The organism is Phocaeicola sp. GP0067 (genome assembly GCF_031119655.1).
GTDB lineage: Bacteria > Bacteroidota > Bacteroidia > Bacteroidales > Bacteroidaceae > Phocaeicola > Phocaeicola vulgatus.
Genome location: NZ_JAVHZY010000001.1, coordinates 27,952 through 44,612, shown reverse-complemented (window position 1 = coordinate 44,612; position 16,661 = coordinate 27,952). Strand labels below are relative to the sequence as shown.

Below are 16,661 nucleotides of genomic sequence, written 5' to 3'. Positions count from 1 at the left end.
TCAATATACTCATGTACCCGTTCACGGTACAGCTACCGTATGTCAATGGGTATATGAGTATCTTGATACATGGTTACATTATTAACCGGTACACTCCTCCTGCCAGTGCTCGTATCACCCCTTTCATTTCTAATTCAAACAGTAATGCACTCATTCGGTTTACAGGTATGTTGGTGTCTATCACCAATGTGTTGATTTGTAATCCTTCCGGCATTTTGCCGAGTCGTTTTACTATTCGTTCTTCTTCCTCGCTTAAATCAGGGAACAATTCCCGTTGTACTGTTTTCTCGGTTTTGGGGCTGCTTTCCCATCCCATGGCCTTCACTAAATCTTCGGCCGATGTGATAAGCACTGCCTGGTTTTTTCTTATCAGATTGTTGCAGCCTATGGAATATTCGTCGTTGTATCGTCCCGGAAAGGCAAAACAGTCCCGGTGATAACTTTCCGCCAGTTCGGCGGTGATGAGGGCTCCCCCTTTGGCGGCGGATTCGATAACGACGGTGGCGTCACTCATACCTGCCACAATGCGGTTTCGTTTCACGAAATTCTGCCTGTCGGGATTGGTTCCGCTTGTAAATTCGGTCAGCAAACCTCCCTGTTCCAACATGCTGACGGCTGTCTTCCGATGTTCGGCAGGATAAATACGGTCCAGTCCGTGTGCCAGCACGCCTATGGTCTTGAAATGATTCTGCAGGGCGGCGCGGTGCGCATGGATATCAATGCCATAAGCCAGCCCGCTCACTATCAAGGCGTTTGGGCACAACACCGACAAGTCGGCAAGGAAACGGGTGCAGATATCCTGTCCGTAGGGGGTGGCATGACGGGTTCCTACCATATTGATGACATGCAGTGCATTCAGATCGGCATTTCCCCGGTAAAATAAAGCTAGCGGAGCATCATCACATTCACGCAAACGGCCGGGATAACCTTCATCATTTAAGGTGAGGCAGCGGATATGATTTTTCTCACAGAAAGTAAGTTCCTGCTCTGCACGCCGGAAAGCTTCGGAGTTATTCAACGCAGTAATGATCTTTTCGCTTACTCCGGGGACCAGTTGTGACAGCTCTTTGCGGTGTTCGAAAACACGGGTGGCGCTTCCCAGACTGCTCACCAGTCTGAATGCGCCTGTCGGTCCCAATCCCGGTATCCGGGTCAGGGCCAGGCTGCAAATTTGTTCGTCTTGTGTCATTCGCTCAGATAGGGGGCGAAAGTCTCGTCAAATAGAGCGCTGTCCCCTAATCTGCCGTTTACCACGCATACTGATTCTACAGTGGCCTTGACAGTCACTTTCATGTCGGGCAGACGGAAAATGTCCTGATAGAACACATATTTAATACCTTCTTTTTTCAGATAGAGCTTGGACACGAATTCGTCACCGCTGCGCAGCGGAGTTTTGAACGCCATGGTGAGCCTCGCCACTACCGGGTCCACTCCTTCTTCGTGCAAGCGTGCGAAACTGATCCCCACCGATGTGAGAAACTCATGGCGCGTATGTTCCAGATAATGTTGATAGTTGGCATTGTTCACAATACCCTGCAGGTCGCATTCATAATCGCGTACCTTCATCTTCAGTTCATAAATATACTTTTCCATAAGGCAAAGGTATAAGAAAAATGTGTTACTTTGCAGATAAACTTAAAAAAAGAAACAAATGAAACTGTACGCTGCCCCTTTGCAAGGTTTTACGGAAGCCCCCTGGAGAAATCTTCATCAGGAAGTTTTTGGTGGGATAGATGCTTATTATACCCCCTTTGTGCGGATGGAGAAAGGAGAGTTCCGTAACAAGGATGTACGGGAGATCGCTTCTGAAAACAATACTGTGTCCCGGCTGATTCCCCAGCTTATCGCTTCCACTCCTGCCGAACTGGAACGGCTGGCCGGTTTGTTTATAGAGAAAGGGTACAAGGAAGCGGATATCAATATGGGTTGTCCTTTTCCCCTGATGACAGGGAAACATAAGGGTTCGGGCATTTTGCCGTATCCGGCCGAGGTGGAAGCTTTATTGAAAGAGCTGGTGCACTATCCGGAACTGGGTTTCTCCGTCAAGATGAGATTGGGATGGGAGTGTGCGGATGAATGGCGGCCGTTGTTGCCTTTGTTGAACGCTGCCCCCTTGCGGCGGATCGTTCTGCATCCTCGTATCGGGAAGCAACAGTACAAGGGAGAGGTGGACTTGGCTGCGTTCACCGCTTTCTATGAGGAGTGCGCCCATCCGTTGGTGTATAACGGTGACTTGCTGACGGTGGAAGATATCCGGAAGGTGGACGAGGAGTTTCCCCGCCTGGAGGGCGTCATGCTGGGACGCGGGTTGCTGGCCAATCCTGCTTTGGCTTGGGAATATGCAAACGGAGCCGTTTTTTCTCCCGATGAGCTGCATGAAAAGGTGAAGGCGCTTCACGCACGCCTTCTTCAATATTATGAAGCCCATTTACAGGGAGAGGTGCAATTGCTGAGTAAAATGAAGCCTTATTGGGAATACCTGCTGCCCGATGCGGACCGGAAGATAAAGAAAGCGATAAAGAAGGCTACAACGATGGATAAGTATTTGACAGCGGTGAACCAGCTGTAATGATGGAAAAGGGGCTTCGGTACATGAAAACCGGAGTGTCTCTTCAGTTCATTCAGCCGGTCTAACTGCTTGTAAAATAGGGAAGTATCCTGATAGGAGAACCTTCAGTTTCCTGTCAGTTACTTCCAGCCCATATTTTTGTTCCTACCTGTTAGATGAGAGGTGTGTCCGTCATGCCTGTATTTTAAGAAATACTTAGCTGTCTTTTCTTGGAGCATATCCTTTATCTTCCTTGTTATGCATCCTGTTGCTTCCTGATAAGTTTATCGTTTCACTAAAGTGATGAAACCTTATCACCCTAGTGATGAGCTTGTACTACTTGGGTGATGAAACTTCATCACTTAAGTGAAACACTGTACTTGTCAAGAAGAGAACACGAACTTGTCCTGATGAAAACCCTTTTACATAAGGATGTTTACGCTTAGTCACTTTTCATCCCGAAACGCCGGAAATCCCTTGACAAAGGCTTTTCAATGTGCTATCTTTGTGGAAACAACAACTAAAAAAAAACAATAAAATCATGATGAAAGAAATGATTCGGAAGGTGATGGAATGGTGCAAGTTATGGAACGGTGAAACTGCAACGGCGAAACAGGGGGACCCTTCTTCGGATAAAAGGGAAAAAGAACAGGCTGCGGATAACCGGGAGGTGCAAGACCGTCTGGAGAACTACTTGTGGAAACACTATGAGTTCCGTTTCAACGTGTTGACGGAACAACCCGAATATTGCGCGAAGGGGCAAGGGACGGACACACCTTATAAGATAGTGACTCAGCGTACCTTGAACACCTTGTGCCTGGAAGCGCACCGTCATCGCATCAATTGCTGGGATAAGGATGTGAGCCGCCTGCTCCATTCGGAACGCTTGGAAGACTATCACCCTTTCCTTACTTATATGGATACACTGCCCCAATGGGACGGGGTGGATCGCGTCACTCCGCTGGCGCAGCGCATCTCGAAAAAAGCTTTCTGGATAAACGGCTTCCACCGCTGGATGCTGGGAATGGCCGCCCAGTGGGCAGGACGCATGGACCGTTGCGCCAATGCAGTGGCCCCTATGTTGGTGAGCCGTATGCAGGGCAAGTGTAAATCTACTTTTTGTCAGTTGTTGATGCCCGACGGGTTGAGAGATTATTACACGGACAGTTTTGAGTTGACGGGGCAGTCGGGATGCGAACAGAAACTGGCGCAGTTCGGGCTGATTAATCTGGATGAGTACGACCGTCTTTCTCCTCAAAAACTGCCGTTGCTCAAGACACTGATGCAGATGAAGAAGTTGGATTTCCGTAAGTCGCACCGTTCATCCTACAGTCACCTGCCCCGCATGGCTTCGTTTATAGGAACCAGTAATCATAAGGATTTGCTGACCGACCCTACGGGCAGTCGCCGTTATCTTTGTGCCGAGGTGAAAGAGAAAATAGACTGCACGCCACTGGAGCACAAGCAATTGTTTGCCCAATTGAAGGCGGAGCTGGAGGGTGGCGAGCGTTATTGGTTTTCGGCCGAAGAGGAAGCGGAACTGCAATTGCGCAACCGCGAGTTCTATGCCATGCCCGTAGAGCAGGAGGTGTTCTACCGTTGTTTTCGCCTGCCTGAGGCGGGAGAGGAGTTCAAACTCTATTCGGCCTCGGTCATTTTCACCATTTTGCAGAGCCGTTATCCTGCGGCTATGCGCGGCATGACGGTGGTGCGTTTCGGCAAGATGATGAGTGCCATGGGGGCGGAACGGATGCATACGGAGAAAGGAAATCTGTACAAGGTAGTGTTGGCGGCATAATTCCCGTCCATCAGGCCGGCTGAAAGGACTGACAGGAGGCTGAAGGGGCTTCTGTTAGTCTTATTTGTTGTGCGACAGCGTGTTAACCGTGCTGAATGGTCTGAAGGCGGGGTGCATGAATGCCAAAAAACATACTATAAGAATCTTTTTAAAGAGCCGTTTTCTCAAGAATTTGTACTAAGTTTGCAACCAAACTACATAATTAAAAAAAACTATGATTAACAGATTTGTATTGAACGAAGTATCTTACTTCGGTCCGGGTGCGCGTGAAGTGCTTCCACAAGAGATTAAACGTTTGGGCTTGCATAAAGCGTTTGTTGCTACAGACAAGGACTTGATTAAGTTCGGTGTGGCTGATAAAGTGTTGAAAGTCTTGGAGAATGCAGGTATTCCTTATGAAATATTCAGTGAAATCAAACCGAATCCTACCGTAAGCAATGTAAAGGCGGGAGTTGAAGCTTTTGCAAAATCAGGAGCGGACTTTATTCTGGCTATCGGCGGCGGTTCGTCTATCGATACTTCGAAAGCGATTGGTATCATCACTAATAATCCAGACTTCAGTGATGTGGTGTCACTGGAAGGTGTGGCTCCTACAAGGAAAAAGTCAGTGCCTATCATTGCACTGCCCACTACCGCCGGTACTGCCGCCGAGGTGACTATCAACTATGTCATCACGGATGAGGAAAACCATAAGAAGATGGTTTGTGTAGACCCGAACGATATCCCCGCCATCGCTATTGTGGATGCGGAACTGATGTACACTCTGCCTAAAGGGCTGACTGCTTCTACCGGTTTGGACGCACTGACCCACGCCATCGAAGGGTTGATAACCAAAGGCGCTTGGGAAATGAGCGATATGTTCGAGATCAAGGCGATCGAAATGATTGCCCGTTATCTGGAAACCGCTGTCTTCGAGCCTACCAATGCGGAAGCCCGTAACGGTATGGCCGTGGCACAGTACATTGCAGGTATGGCGTTCTCTAATGTAGGCTTGGGCGTGGTTCACGGTATGGCTCATCCGTTGGGAGCTATCTTCGATATTCCTCACGGTGTGGCTAATGCACTGTTGCTGCCTGTCATCATGGAGTTCAATGCTCCGGCTGCTTTGTCCAAATATGTAGATATCGCCAAGGCGATGAATGTGTACAAGGATGGCATGAGCCGGGAAGAGGCTGCGAAGGCTGCTGTTGAGGCGGTGAAGGCATTGTCTGTCAAGGTGGGTATCCCTCAGCATTTGTCTGAACTGGGTATTAAGGAAGAAGACTTGCCCCGTCTGGCCGCTTCGGCTATTGCCGATGTGTGTACGCCGGGCAATCCTCGTGAAGTGACGGAAGAAATTATTCTGGAACTTTACAAGAAGGCTTTCTAAGCGTAATTCTTTTGTAATAAAAGCATAGGTGGTGTGTGGATGTGCAGGGCATATCCACACACTTTTTTTATCTCCTTGTCTTTGAAACAGCATTGTCACTTTGTAGCAATTTGTTCGTAATCCATTCAGCATTCTTTTGCACTTGCAAATTAAATTTAATGAAAATAGGTATTATTGTTAAACTGCTATCAATCATTTGAACATGAAAATTCTTATTGAGTCAAAGAGATTTTTGTTGTTATTATGCTTGTCACTATTCGTTGCGGGCTATGTTTCTGCACAGGATTACCGGGCGATTGTAAAAGGTATTGTGACTGACGAAACCGGAGAGGGGGTTATCGGAGCCACAGTGTTGGTAAAGAACGAATCGACCGGTTTCAGTGCCGGTTCTATCACCAACGAGACGGGAGAGTACATTGTGAAGCAACTCCCTTTGGGTTCACCTTACTCTGTCACCGTCAGCTATGTAGGCTATGGTGACCAGAAAAAGACAGGATATACGCTGAACCAAGGTGATGTGCTCCGTCTGGATTTCCAGTTAAAGGAGGAAAGTGTCGTGATGGAGGCTGTACAGGTGGTGGCTAATTCATTGAAGAATTCTATCGCCACTACGGGGGCCGCTACTTCGGTGACGGCCAATGACCTGAACAAACTGCCGGTAAACGGGCGTAACTTTACTTCGCTCATTGACCTGTCACCATTAAGTACAGGTTCCAGCCTGTCCGGACAGTTGGCTTCTTCTACTAATTATACCATTGATGGTATGAGTGCCAAGGGACCTACTTCGGGAGGTAGTACAACCAGCCGAAACGGTGTGCCATATGCCATTTCGATGGAGGCTATCCGTGAGTTCAAAGTCGTGACGAATGAATATGATGTGACTAACGGTCGTGCCGGAGGAGGTACTATTAGTACGGTGACCAAATCGGGAACCAACCAATTGACAGGTAGCGCTTTCACTTATCTGCGTTCCGACTGGTTGTCCAGCAAATATGATATCCGCGGCAACAAGCGCTCGAATGATTTCTCTACTTACCAGTTTGGAGCCTCATTGGGCGGTGCATTGGTGAAAGACCGTGCCCACTTCTTTATTTCTTGGGATCATCAGGCTGATTCACGTCCGTTGTATATTGCCGATATTCATAATGCTGCCGATGAAAAGCGTTATAATTTGACTACGGAGACCAGAGACCGTTTTCTGGAAATAGCCCGCAATAAATATGGAGTGTCGGACCATCCTCAGTTCGGGTCTTTTGATAAAAAACAGAATACCGATGCGGTATTTGCTCGTTTGGACTGGCAGATTAATGCTACAAACCTGTTATCGTTTACTGATAATTTTGTGAATGACAATAACAATATGGGCTTGAGCGACAATAGTGCTATCAATCTTTATGAAGTGTATGGTGATGTACATTCGTTGAACAACAGCGCTTTACTGACTTTACGTTCGGTACTGGGACCACGCAGTACCAACGAACTGAAGTTGCAACATCTTTATACATTGGAAAAATCCATGCCGGGCAGTGAACTGCCGGCTGATAATATTCCACGTGCCATTGTGCAACGTGTAGAATCGGAAATAGATGGAAAAACGGCGACTACTACCATTCAGCTGGGTGGTCAGCGTTATAGCCCTGAGAATTTCTATAATCACGTACTTCAGTTGGTAGATAATTATTATTATAATACCAATAAGGTAAACTATACATATGGTTTTGATTTGATGTACACGAATCTTAATTCTCGTTACGGTAGTGAGGCCAACGGGCGTTTTTATTTTACCGGACTGGATAATTTCGAGGCATTGAAGCCTTCTCGTTATGTACGTGAAGTGTATTTGGATCCTGACCAAAACAATCAGCGTGTACGCCAAAATATATTGAATGCAGGTATCTATGCCCAGTTGCAGACTAAACTGTTCACAGGATTCGAGCTGATGGCAGGCTTACGTTTGGATAATGCCACTTATTTCAATAAAGGTAATTTCAGCCAACTGGTGTATGATGAATTGGGACTGCGTACAGACAATGGACTCTCTACTTTCCAGATTCAGCCTCGTGTCCAGATTACTTGGGACTTTAATGACAAGCACACGGATATTCTTCGTATTGGCGGGGGAATCTTTGCATCTGATATCAACAACTATGCCATGATTAATAATATGGTATTTGATGGTACGAAAGTGATGTCGGTTGATATCAAGAATACGGAAGAAGAACCGGATATAGTTCCCACTCCCGATTTTATAGGGTATCGGAAAGATCCTTCTACGGCTCCGGGTATTGATTTGCTGAATAATCCCAAATATGCGGACAAGGCTGTACCTACGATCAATATGAATAGCAAGGATGCCAAGGTTCCCGTGGTTTATAAGGCGAATATTTCATACACTCACTTCTTCAGTGACCGTTTGAAAATGAGTGTCAGCGGATATATGACTTTGGGTCGTAACAACTATATGTATATAGACCGGAACATGGTGGATGATCCTTATTTTCGTCTTTCTGCAGAAGGGAACCGAGGTATTTATGTACCTGCTTCTACTATAGGAAAAGATGGTACTCTTGATTGGATGGAAGGACGTAAAAGTACCAAAGTAGGGCGTGTGCTCGAATTGGTCAGCGAGGGAAAAGTAAATCAGTTCGCTTTCACCGTAGATGGAACATGGCGTTACTATAAAGACGGAGAACTTTCTTTCAGTTATACTTGGAACGATACCAAAGACAATACTTCCTATAATGGTAATGTGGCTAATTCCGCTACTCTTTCCCAAATGGTGGTTGACGATCCCCGTGATTTAAGCAAAATGACTTACTCCAACAATCAGTTCCGTCATAAACTGGTGGTTTATGGTTCGGCTCCTACTTTCTGGGGCATTACCGTAGGTGCTCGCTTTTCCGGCATCGGGGGAACACGTTATTCCATGATTGTGAATGGAAATGTGAACGGTGATTTTGTGGATAGTAATGATCTGGCCTATGTATATGATCCGAATAGCAGTGCTACTCCTGATTATATTCGTGAAGGTATTAATTCTATATTGAACAATCCGGATGCGGAAAAGAGTGTGAAAGATTATATTCGTAAGAGTTTTGGTAAAGTGGCCGAACGTAATGGAGGAGTCAATGGTTTCTATGGCACTTTAGATCTTCGTTTGGCCAAGAAATTCAAAACTTACAAAAAGCAGAATCTGGAGGTGTCTGTTGATATTTTCAATGTGGCCAATATGTTGAACAAAGATTGGGGAGCCGGTCATAATCTGGGAACACAGAAAATTTATAGTATCAAGGGGTTTGATAAAGATGCCAAACAATATACTTATAATGTAAATGCCAACACAGGTGTATCCAGTCTGAACGGTACTCCTTTTCAGGTTCAGATAGGTTTGAGATATGGATTCTAATAGATAATGATTAAATAAGAAATAAAGATGAAACTAAGTAAACTAATGATGGCTTGTGCCATGTGTGCTGTTACTTTGACCGGGACTGCCCAGACCAAAGTGATTGCCCACCGCGGATATTGGAAATGTGAAGGTTCTGCCCAAAACTCTATTGCTTCTTTGACAAAGGCTGCAGAGGCAAAGGTGTATGGTTCGGAGTTCGACGTACAACTGACGAAGGACAAGGAAATCGTAGTCAATCATGACGATAGCATTCAGGGAATTTGCATTTTTGATACTCCTTTTGCTGAATTGAAAGATTTGAATTTGAGTAACGGCGAGAAGTTGTCCACTTTGGATGATTATCTGGTAGCGGGTAGGAAACTGACTGGTACTCAGCTGATATTGGAAATCAAGCCTCACAGAACCGAAGAAGCGGAAAATGAAGCGGTAAGAATCATTGTAGATAAAGTGAAAAAGATGCGAATGGAGAAACAGGTGGAATATATTTCATTCAGCATGAACATTTGCGAACAGTTGGTGAAACTGACTCCGGATTCGGAAATAGCTTATCTGAAAAGTGATGTGGCTCCTAAAGACCTGAAGGCGAAAGGAATTAATGGTATTGATTATTATATCAAGGTATTGGCTGAGAAACCGGAATGGATTGCTGAAGCACATCAGTTGGGTATGAAGGTGAATGTGTGGACAGTCAATGATATGGAGATGGTTCAGAAGATGATTGACCAGCAGGTGGATTATATAACTACTGATTATCCATTGGAAACTGAAAAGCTGATTCGGAAAAATGGAGGAGATTCTTAATAAAAATGTAATTCCTTTCAAATAGGGATGTAATAGGAACACAATACATTTGCACTGTAATTTAAAAAAGGATAATATGAAAGCTGGTTTATTAAAGAAAATCTCATTGGCTTTGGGATTGGTATTATGGGTGACAGGTTCTGTATGTGCATCGCCTGCTGACGAAGAAGGTGCTAACAAGGCTAATAACAATCTGGTAAAGGTTCTTGTTATAGGACTTCACGACAATGTGGAATCCAACTATTTTCCCGGCAGTATGATTACTGAGGAAACTGGAATACCGACTGATAGCATAGATTATACTTATAATCAGATTATAGCAAAGAATATTATTGCATCCAATAAGAATAAGAAATACCAGTTCGTTACTCCGGAAAAGGCGGCGGCCATCAGCAGTTTGTTGGATAAAATCAGACTGGAAGGTGAAGAAGAGGAGAGGTATGCGGATCTTAGTCAGGTGGATGATAATCGGTATGAACAGCTGATAAAGGATACTGATTCGGATTATGTATTATTTTTGAATCAGCATTATTTGAAATGGCAAGAAAAGCCTTTGCGTACTTTGTTTCATATCACCAGTTATTCTTTGTTTGATAAGAATCAGAAGGAAGTAACCCGAGGTAATAACTATTTTACCAGCATGAATTTGGAAAGTAAAGATAAGTTGAGTAAGGATAGTCGGAAAAGTTCTTCAAAGATAGTTTCCACTATTGTAAAAAGCTTGTCAAAGTGATGTCGTTATTCAGAAATTTATAAGAATAGGTGGGGCTGAAGTTCAAGACTTCAGCCCCCTTTTTCTATTTTCTTTTCAGATATTCGTACCCTATCCGGCAATACAGGCATTTTTTCTTATCGCAATATTCTTTCTTTAATTGTATCAAAGCTTGGCTGTCGGCGGCATTGGAGGCTTTCATTCCGCATTGTTCCCACATGCGGGTGATATAATTGTTCTCCGCTTTCAATTCTTCCAGAAAACTGCCGGCACGTGCACAAAGTACACGATTCCCTTTATGCAGTCCGTAAGCATAGAGAAATGTCACTACCGTGTTGATAATGAGTAAATCCAGTGAGGTGTTACTTAGAGTCTTCGGACGGGAAGGGGAAGAACCGCCAAATGTATAATGAGTGAGCCAGTATTCTGACGTTCCTCCTTTCAGAATATCTCTGACACCTTGTAGTGTTTCCGTTTCCATGATGCGAGAGAGCAGTCCGTAGGCACGATGATAAAGACATGCCAACTGTGCAATCCGTATATGCGGAAAATTAGCAGGACGTAGCCGGAGAAAACGCCATAGGGAAGCATCCATCGGGATAAGTCCGAATTTATGCTGTAGATAGGTGTACTCTTTTTTTAGCCGGAGATAGTATCCGTCTCCATCAGAATCTTCCAGAATGCCGGCTTGTCCAAAGAAGATGGCTTCTATCTGGAAAAGGTCGTTCCGATGCTTGTCTACTGCCCGGAAGGGAAGCCGATGAGCCCAGGTTTCGAAAGCGTCTCCGTTCAGCCCGAAACCGAAATTACGTGCCAGTGTGATAAAAAAAGCATCTTCCCAATTGCCTTGACAACGTTTTAACCGTTCATTCAATAAGGTCGCTTTTTGCTCGAATCTTTCCATCTGTAAGGCAGTCATCCATGAGTGGGCGGTGAAAGGGGGGAGTGAAGGAATGATGCGGTAACAAGGGGGGTAGCTGTCTGTTTCCAACAGTTCCTTGTAGTTGGTGCGGACCGCTTCCGGGCAGATGAGTTGTATTTGGGGGATTCTTTCTCCATTGCTCCTGCTGATTTCCGTATCTATTTCGGAGGCTATATGCAGAATGACAGAGTTGTAACCGGCATCTGCATGATGTCCGTGTTTGAACCAGTCTGAAGATCTTTCATGTATCTCGATATTGCCTATCCAAAGCACACCGTCCAGCTTGAGCTTGGCATTAAAAAAATCGGGACCGGCGTCGGTATTCGCCAGTCCCGTATCTATAACTTCCACTTGTTGGCCGGTTGTTGTTTTCAGTTCTTTGAGAGGAAATATTTTATGTTTCCATACATAGTGTAATAGTTGTTCCATGTTAATGAGGTGTAAATGTTTGGCAAATGTAATGGTTTACAACGAAAAACGCTATCTTTGTGGCTGAAATAACATTCGTAATTATGAAAATAGCATTAATAGGATACGGAAAGATGGGCAAGGAGATTGAAAAGGTTGCAGTTGCCCGCGGACATGAGATTGTGAGTATTATAGATGTTGATAATCAAGATGATTTTAATTCGGAAGCATTTAAATCAGCAGATGTGGCTATTGAGTTTACTAACCCGATGGTGGCATATGACAACTATATGAAAACTTTTGCTGCCGGTGTCAAATTGGTATCGGGCAGTACCGGATGGATGGACAAACATGGTGATGAGGTGAAAGAATTATGCACGAAAGGTGGAAAAACCTTGTTCTGGTCGTCTAATTTCAGTCTGGGTGTCGCTATATTCTCTGCTGTAAATAAATACTTGGCTAAAATAATGAATAACTTTCCCGCTTACGAGGTTTCCATGACCGAAACTCATCATATTCATAAACTGGATGCGCCCAGCGGAACAGCCATCACGCTGGCCGAAGGGATTCTGGAAAATATGAACCGCAAGAGTAAATGGGTGAAAGGGACCATGGTGGCACCGGATGGAACCGTGTCGGGAACATCGGAATGTGCCGAGAATGAGTTTCCTGTAAATTCGATCCGTGAAGGGGAGGTGTTTGGTATTCATACTATCCGCTATGACTCTGAGGCGGACAGCATCTCAATTACCCATGATGCCAAGAATCGGAAGGGGTTTGCCTTGGGAGCTGTTTTGGCGGCGGAATATACATCCAGGCATGAAGGGTTATTAGGAATGAGTGATTTATTTCAGTTTTAAGATATGATAAGAGCAACACATACACAGTGGATTAAGTTTGCCGTTGTTCTGGCGCTTTACCTGATATTTCTTGTCTGGTTGAGAAGCTGGCTGGGATTGGTGGTTGTACCGTTTATCTTCGATGCGTATATCACAAAGAAGATTCCATGGACTTGGTGGAGAGAGTCCAAGAACCGTCATGTAGTGACTGTCATGGGATGGGTGGATGCTATTGTATTCGCACTGGTGGCGGTATACTTTGTCAACCTCTATTTCTTCCAGAACTATGTGATTCCTTCTTCCTCGCTGGAAAAATCATTGCTGACGGGTGATTATCTGTTTGTGAGTAAAATGAGTTATGGGCCCCGTGTGCCTCAGACTCCGCTGCACATGCCGTTGGCACAACACACACTGCCGTTTTTTAATTGTAAATCATACCTTGAGCATCCACAATGGGATTATAAACGGGTGAAAGGTTTGGGGGATGTACAGTTGAATGATATCGTTGTCTTTAACTTTCCGGCCGGAGATACAGTTGCCACCGGTGTGCCCAATGATGATATTTACCGTCTGAGTTATGGCGCAGGCAAGGAGCTGGCAAAACCGGTGGATTTGGCTTCCATGACTCCGGAGCAACAACGGGTGGTCTATGATTATTATTATCAGTTGGGACGGGAGTACCTGAAAGAGAATCCACAGAACTTCGGTGAGATAATCAGCCGTCCGGTAGACCGCCGTGAGAACTACGTGAAGCGGTGTGTGGGTTTGCCCGGACAAACGCTGGAGATAAAGGATCGTATTATTTATTTGGATGGTAAAGCTAATAAAGAGCCTGATAATGTGCAGTATCGTTATCTGGTGAAAACCAAGCGTCCTATTCCCGATGACCTGGCTCATGAACTGGGTATCAGCAAGGAGGATATGATGATGTATTATACGGATGCTTCTGTTTATAATATGCCTCTGACGGAAAAAGCGAAAGCGGGTTTGTTGGCGCGTAAGGATATTGTAGTCAGTATTGAGAATACACCGGCTGATGATGCGGGGGGCTTGTACCCGCTGAATATGTATAAGAACTGGACTACGGATAACTACGGACCTGTATGGATTCCCAAAAAGGGAGAGACGGTGAAACTCACGATAGAGAATCTTCCTGTTTATGAGCGTCCTATTCATGTTTACGAGGGTAATGAACTGGCGGTGAAAGATGGAAAGATTTATATTAACGGCAAGGAAACCGATGAGTATACTTTCAAGATGGATTATTACTGGATGATGGGAGATAACCGTCATAATTCGGCTGACTCCCGCTTTTGGGGATTTGTTCCTGAAGATCATGTGGTGGGAAAACCTATCTTTATCTGGTTGTCATTGGATAATGACCGTGGCTGGCTGGATGGAAAAATACGTTGGAACCGATTGTTTACCTTTGTAGATAACATTAAATAAATTGCGCATACCCTGTATTCCTGTATGGATAAAAGCAATGCTTACTGCTGTCATTCTGGTACTGTTGGTAAAGACATTTGCTTTCACCTCCTGCACCATTCCCTCTACCGGTATGGAGAATAGCCTTTATCAAGGGGAAAGGGTTTTGGTGAATAAGTGGAGTTATGGGTTTCGTGTGCCTTTTTCTATCTGGCGGTGGCTGGGAAAAACTGCCGGGAAAGGGGATATTGTGTTGTTCAACAATCCTAATCCACGGTCTCCTCAGACGTCGGTGGGCAATCGGGAAGTGTTTATAAGCCGTGTGGTAGGAGTACCCGGAGATACGTTGATGTTGAATGATGAACTGTGGGTGACCGACGAACAAGTGTTGAGCCCGGATAGTAAATCTTTGTATGTCTATTCTCATACGGAAGAAGAAACGATGCAGGCTGCCATGCAGCAAGTGAACATTCAGGGAAACAGGTTGGTGGGGTATGCCGAGGGGAAGTATATACGTACCTTCAGTCATTATGAATATTACCTGTTAAAACAAAAACTGGCGGGAAAAGTGGATTTGATTCCTCTTTATCATAAGGATATAAGCAAGAGCCATCCCTTTGTGATCCCGGAAAAAGGGAAACCTGTCAAGGTATATCCTTGGAATGTGACCTTGTTGTGCAATACTATTGTCCGCCATGAAGGGAGAGTGGCTTCTGTCAGGGGAGATACCCTGTATGTAGGGGGAAAACCTGTAGAAGCCTATACATTTAATAAAAATTATTACTGGATGGCATCCAATAATCCGGTGAATCTGTGTGATTCGCGTTTATTCGGCCTGGTGCCCGATGACCATTTGATCGGTAAAGCTTGGCGCATTTGGTTTTCATCCAGAAAAGGGCGCATTTTTCAACGAGTGCAATAATGGAGAATACGATATATTTAAGTTCGGCCTATCTGGCCCCGGTGGAATATTATACAAAACTGTTTGCCTGTGAGAAGGTCTATGTGGAACAGTATGACAATTATGTGAAACAGACTTATCGCAACCGTTGTGTCATTGCGGCAGCCGACGGTCCGCTGGCACTGACTATCCCTACGGAAAAAAGCGGTACGCCTAAATGCCTGATGAAGGATGTCCGTATTTCGGATCATGGCAATTGGCGTCATATACATTGGAATGCTTTGGTGGCTGCATATAGAAACAGTCCTTTCTTTGAGTACTATGCTGATGATTTCCGCGTCTTTTATGAAAAGAAATATGCCTTCTTGTGGGATTATAATCAGGAAATTTGTTCTTTAGTATGCGATTTGATCGATATTCATCCCCATATGGAAGGAACAACGGAATATTGCATGGAATTTGTTCCGGGTGAGGTTGATTTTCGTGAGACTATTCATCCGAAGCGTGACTGGCGTAAGGCGGATGCTGACTTTTGCCCTAAACCTTACTATCAAGTTTTTGATGCCAAATACGGTTTTCTGCCGAATTTGAGTATCGCCGATCTTTTGTTTAATATGGGGCCGGAGAGCCTGATTGTTTTGCGAGATAGTGTTAAAGGTATAAACCATAAAGAATAATATCATGAATAATTTGTTTAGTGTAAAAGACCAGGTGGTGGTAATCACCGGTGGAACAGGGGTTTTGGGAAAGGCTATTGCCGCCCATTTGGCAGAAGAAGGTGCCAAGGTTGTTATATTAGGCCGTAAGGCAGAAGTAGGAAATGCCATTGTAAACGAAATCAAGGCCAAAGGCGGGGAAGCCATGTTTCTTGTAACGAATGTGTTGGATGAGGCTATATTGGAGCAGAATCTGAAGGATATTCTCGCAGCATATGGTCGTGTAGATGCATTGCTGAATGCAGCAGGAGGTAATATGCCGGGTGCTACGATTGCTCCTACAGGAAATTTCTTTGATTTGAAGGTCGATGAGTTCCAGAAAGTGCTTAATCTGAATCTTACCGGAACAGTTCTGCCTACACAGGTATTTTTGAAGCCGATGGTGGAACAGAAGAAAGGAGCTATTGTGAACTTCTCTTCTATGGCGGCATTCCGTCCGATGACCCGTGTATGTGGTTATGCGGCTGCAAAAGCGGGAATCTCTAATTTCACTGCGTTCATGGCCAATGAAGTGGCTACGAAATTTGGTGAAGGCATCCGCGTGAATGCCATTGCTCCGGGATTCTTCCTGACCGAACAGAACCGTACTTTGTTGACAAACGAAGATGGTACATATACTCAGCGTGGTAATGATGTGATTCGCCAGACTCCGTTCAAACGTTTCGGTAAAGCAGAGGAACTGTGTGGAACCATCCAGTATCTCATCAGCGATGCCAGCAGCTTTGTAACCGGTACAGTAGCCGTAGTAGATGGTGGTTTCAATGCATTTGCCATGTAACAAGTCTTTAGTTTTTAATTCTCAATTTTTTT

The 16,661-nt window shown here is 44.9% G+C and carries 14 protein-coding genes; 11 read left to right on the top strand and 3 right to left on the bottom strand.

Annotation, left to right across the window (positions count from 1 at the left end; translation table 11 throughout):
* Positions 1–73: 73 nt before the first annotated feature.
* The gene (dprA, locus tag RE317_RS00155) at positions 74–1,189 is read right to left on the bottom strand and encodes a DNA-processing protein DprA (RefSeq protein ID WP_117709786.1); all 1,116 of its coding nucleotides are present in this window, start codon (positions 1,187–1,189) and stop codon (positions 74–76) included.
* Positions 1,186–1,593, bottom strand: coding sequence for a thioesterase family protein (locus RE317_RS00150; RefSeq protein WP_005843849.1), 408 nt, complete (start codon positions 1,591–1,593; stop codon positions 1,186–1,188). Before RE317_RS00150 ends, dprA begins: the two co-directional genes overlap by 4 nt.
* Before the next feature lie 58 nt (positions 1,594–1,651).
* On the opposite strand from RE317_RS00150, the gene RE317_RS00145 reads away from it, so the two are divergent.
* From RE317_RS00145 to RE317_RS00120, 6 genes are all read left to right on the top strand, one after another.
* Positions 1,652–2,569 (top strand): tRNA-dihydrouridine synthase family protein, encoded by a 918-nt coding sequence (locus tag RE317_RS00145; protein ID WP_117694820.1) that lies wholly within the window; start codon positions 1,652–1,654, stop codon positions 2,567–2,569.
* 520 nt (positions 2,570–3,089) lie between these two features.
* The gene (locus tag RE317_RS00140) at positions 3,090–4,346 is read left to right on the top strand and encodes a DUF3874 domain-containing protein (protein ID WP_008666407.1); all 1,257 of its coding nucleotides are present in this window, start codon (positions 3,090–3,092) and stop codon (positions 4,344–4,346) included.
* Between the two features lie 214 nt (positions 4,347–4,560).
* Entirely contained in the window at positions 4,561–5,715 is a 1,155-nt protein-coding gene (gene fucO / locus RE317_RS00135) for a lactaldehyde reductase (protein ID WP_005849825.1), read from the top strand.
* A gap of 202 nt (positions 5,716–5,917) precedes the next feature.
* Positions 5,918–9,121, top strand: a complete 3,204-nt coding sequence (locus RE317_RS00130) for a TonB-dependent receptor (RefSeq protein WP_005849823.1) — start codon at positions 5,918–5,920, stop codon at positions 9,119–9,121.
* Positions 9,122–9,148: 27 nt separating this feature from the next.
* Complete coding sequence (locus tag RE317_RS00125; protein ID WP_117695160.1) at positions 9,149–9,925, top strand: glycerophosphodiester phosphodiesterase family protein; 777 nt, start codon at positions 9,149–9,151, stop codon at positions 9,923–9,925.
* Between the two features lie 76 nt (positions 9,926–10,001).
* The gene (locus tag RE317_RS00120; protein WP_005849819.1) at positions 10,002–10,658 is read left to right on the top strand and encodes a hypothetical protein; all 657 of its coding nucleotides are present in this window, start codon (positions 10,002–10,004) and stop codon (positions 10,656–10,658) included.
* A 64-nt stretch (positions 10,659–10,722) separates the two neighbouring features.
* Here the strand turns inward: RE317_RS00120 and RE317_RS00115 are convergent, their stop codons facing one another.
* On the bottom strand, positions 10,723–11,988 hold the full coding sequence (locus tag RE317_RS00115) for a DUF2851 family protein (protein ID WP_008666405.1): 1,266 nt from the start codon (positions 11,986–11,988) through the stop codon (positions 10,723–10,725).
* Between the two features lie 83 nt (positions 11,989–12,071).
* On the opposite strand from RE317_RS00115, the gene dapB reads away from it, so the two are divergent.
* The 5 genes from dapB to RE317_RS00090 are packed head-to-tail and all read left to right on the top strand — an operon-like array spanning position 12,072 to position 16,629.
* On the top strand, positions 12,072–12,827 hold the full coding sequence (gene dapB / locus RE317_RS00110) for a 4-hydroxy-tetrahydrodipicolinate reductase (RefSeq protein WP_005849815.1): 756 nt from the start codon (positions 12,072–12,074) through the stop codon (positions 12,825–12,827).
* A 3-nt stretch (positions 12,828–12,830) separates the two neighbouring features.
* Entirely contained in the window at positions 12,831–14,255 is a 1,425-nt protein-coding gene (locus RE317_RS00105) for a S26 family signal peptidase (protein WP_117889555.1), read from the top strand.
* Between the two features lie 37 nt (positions 14,256–14,292).
* Positions 14,293–15,156: a signal peptidase I gene (gene lepB / locus RE317_RS00100; protein ID WP_008781294.1), complete on the top strand. Its 864-nt coding sequence runs from the start codon at positions 14,293–14,295 to the stop codon at positions 15,154–15,156.
* Entirely contained in the window at positions 15,156–15,812 is a 657-nt protein-coding gene (locus RE317_RS00095; RefSeq protein ID WP_008666402.1) for a WbqC family protein, read from the top strand. Before lepB ends, RE317_RS00095 begins: the two co-directional genes overlap by 1 nt.
* Before the next feature lie 4 nt (positions 15,813–15,816).
* Positions 15,817–16,629 carry an SDR family oxidoreductase gene (locus RE317_RS00090; protein ID WP_005838725.1) on the top strand — a complete coding sequence of 271 codons (813 nt, stop codon included), beginning with the start codon at positions 15,817–15,819 and terminating at the stop codon, positions 16,627–16,629.
* Positions 16,630–16,661: the final 32 nt, after the last annotated feature.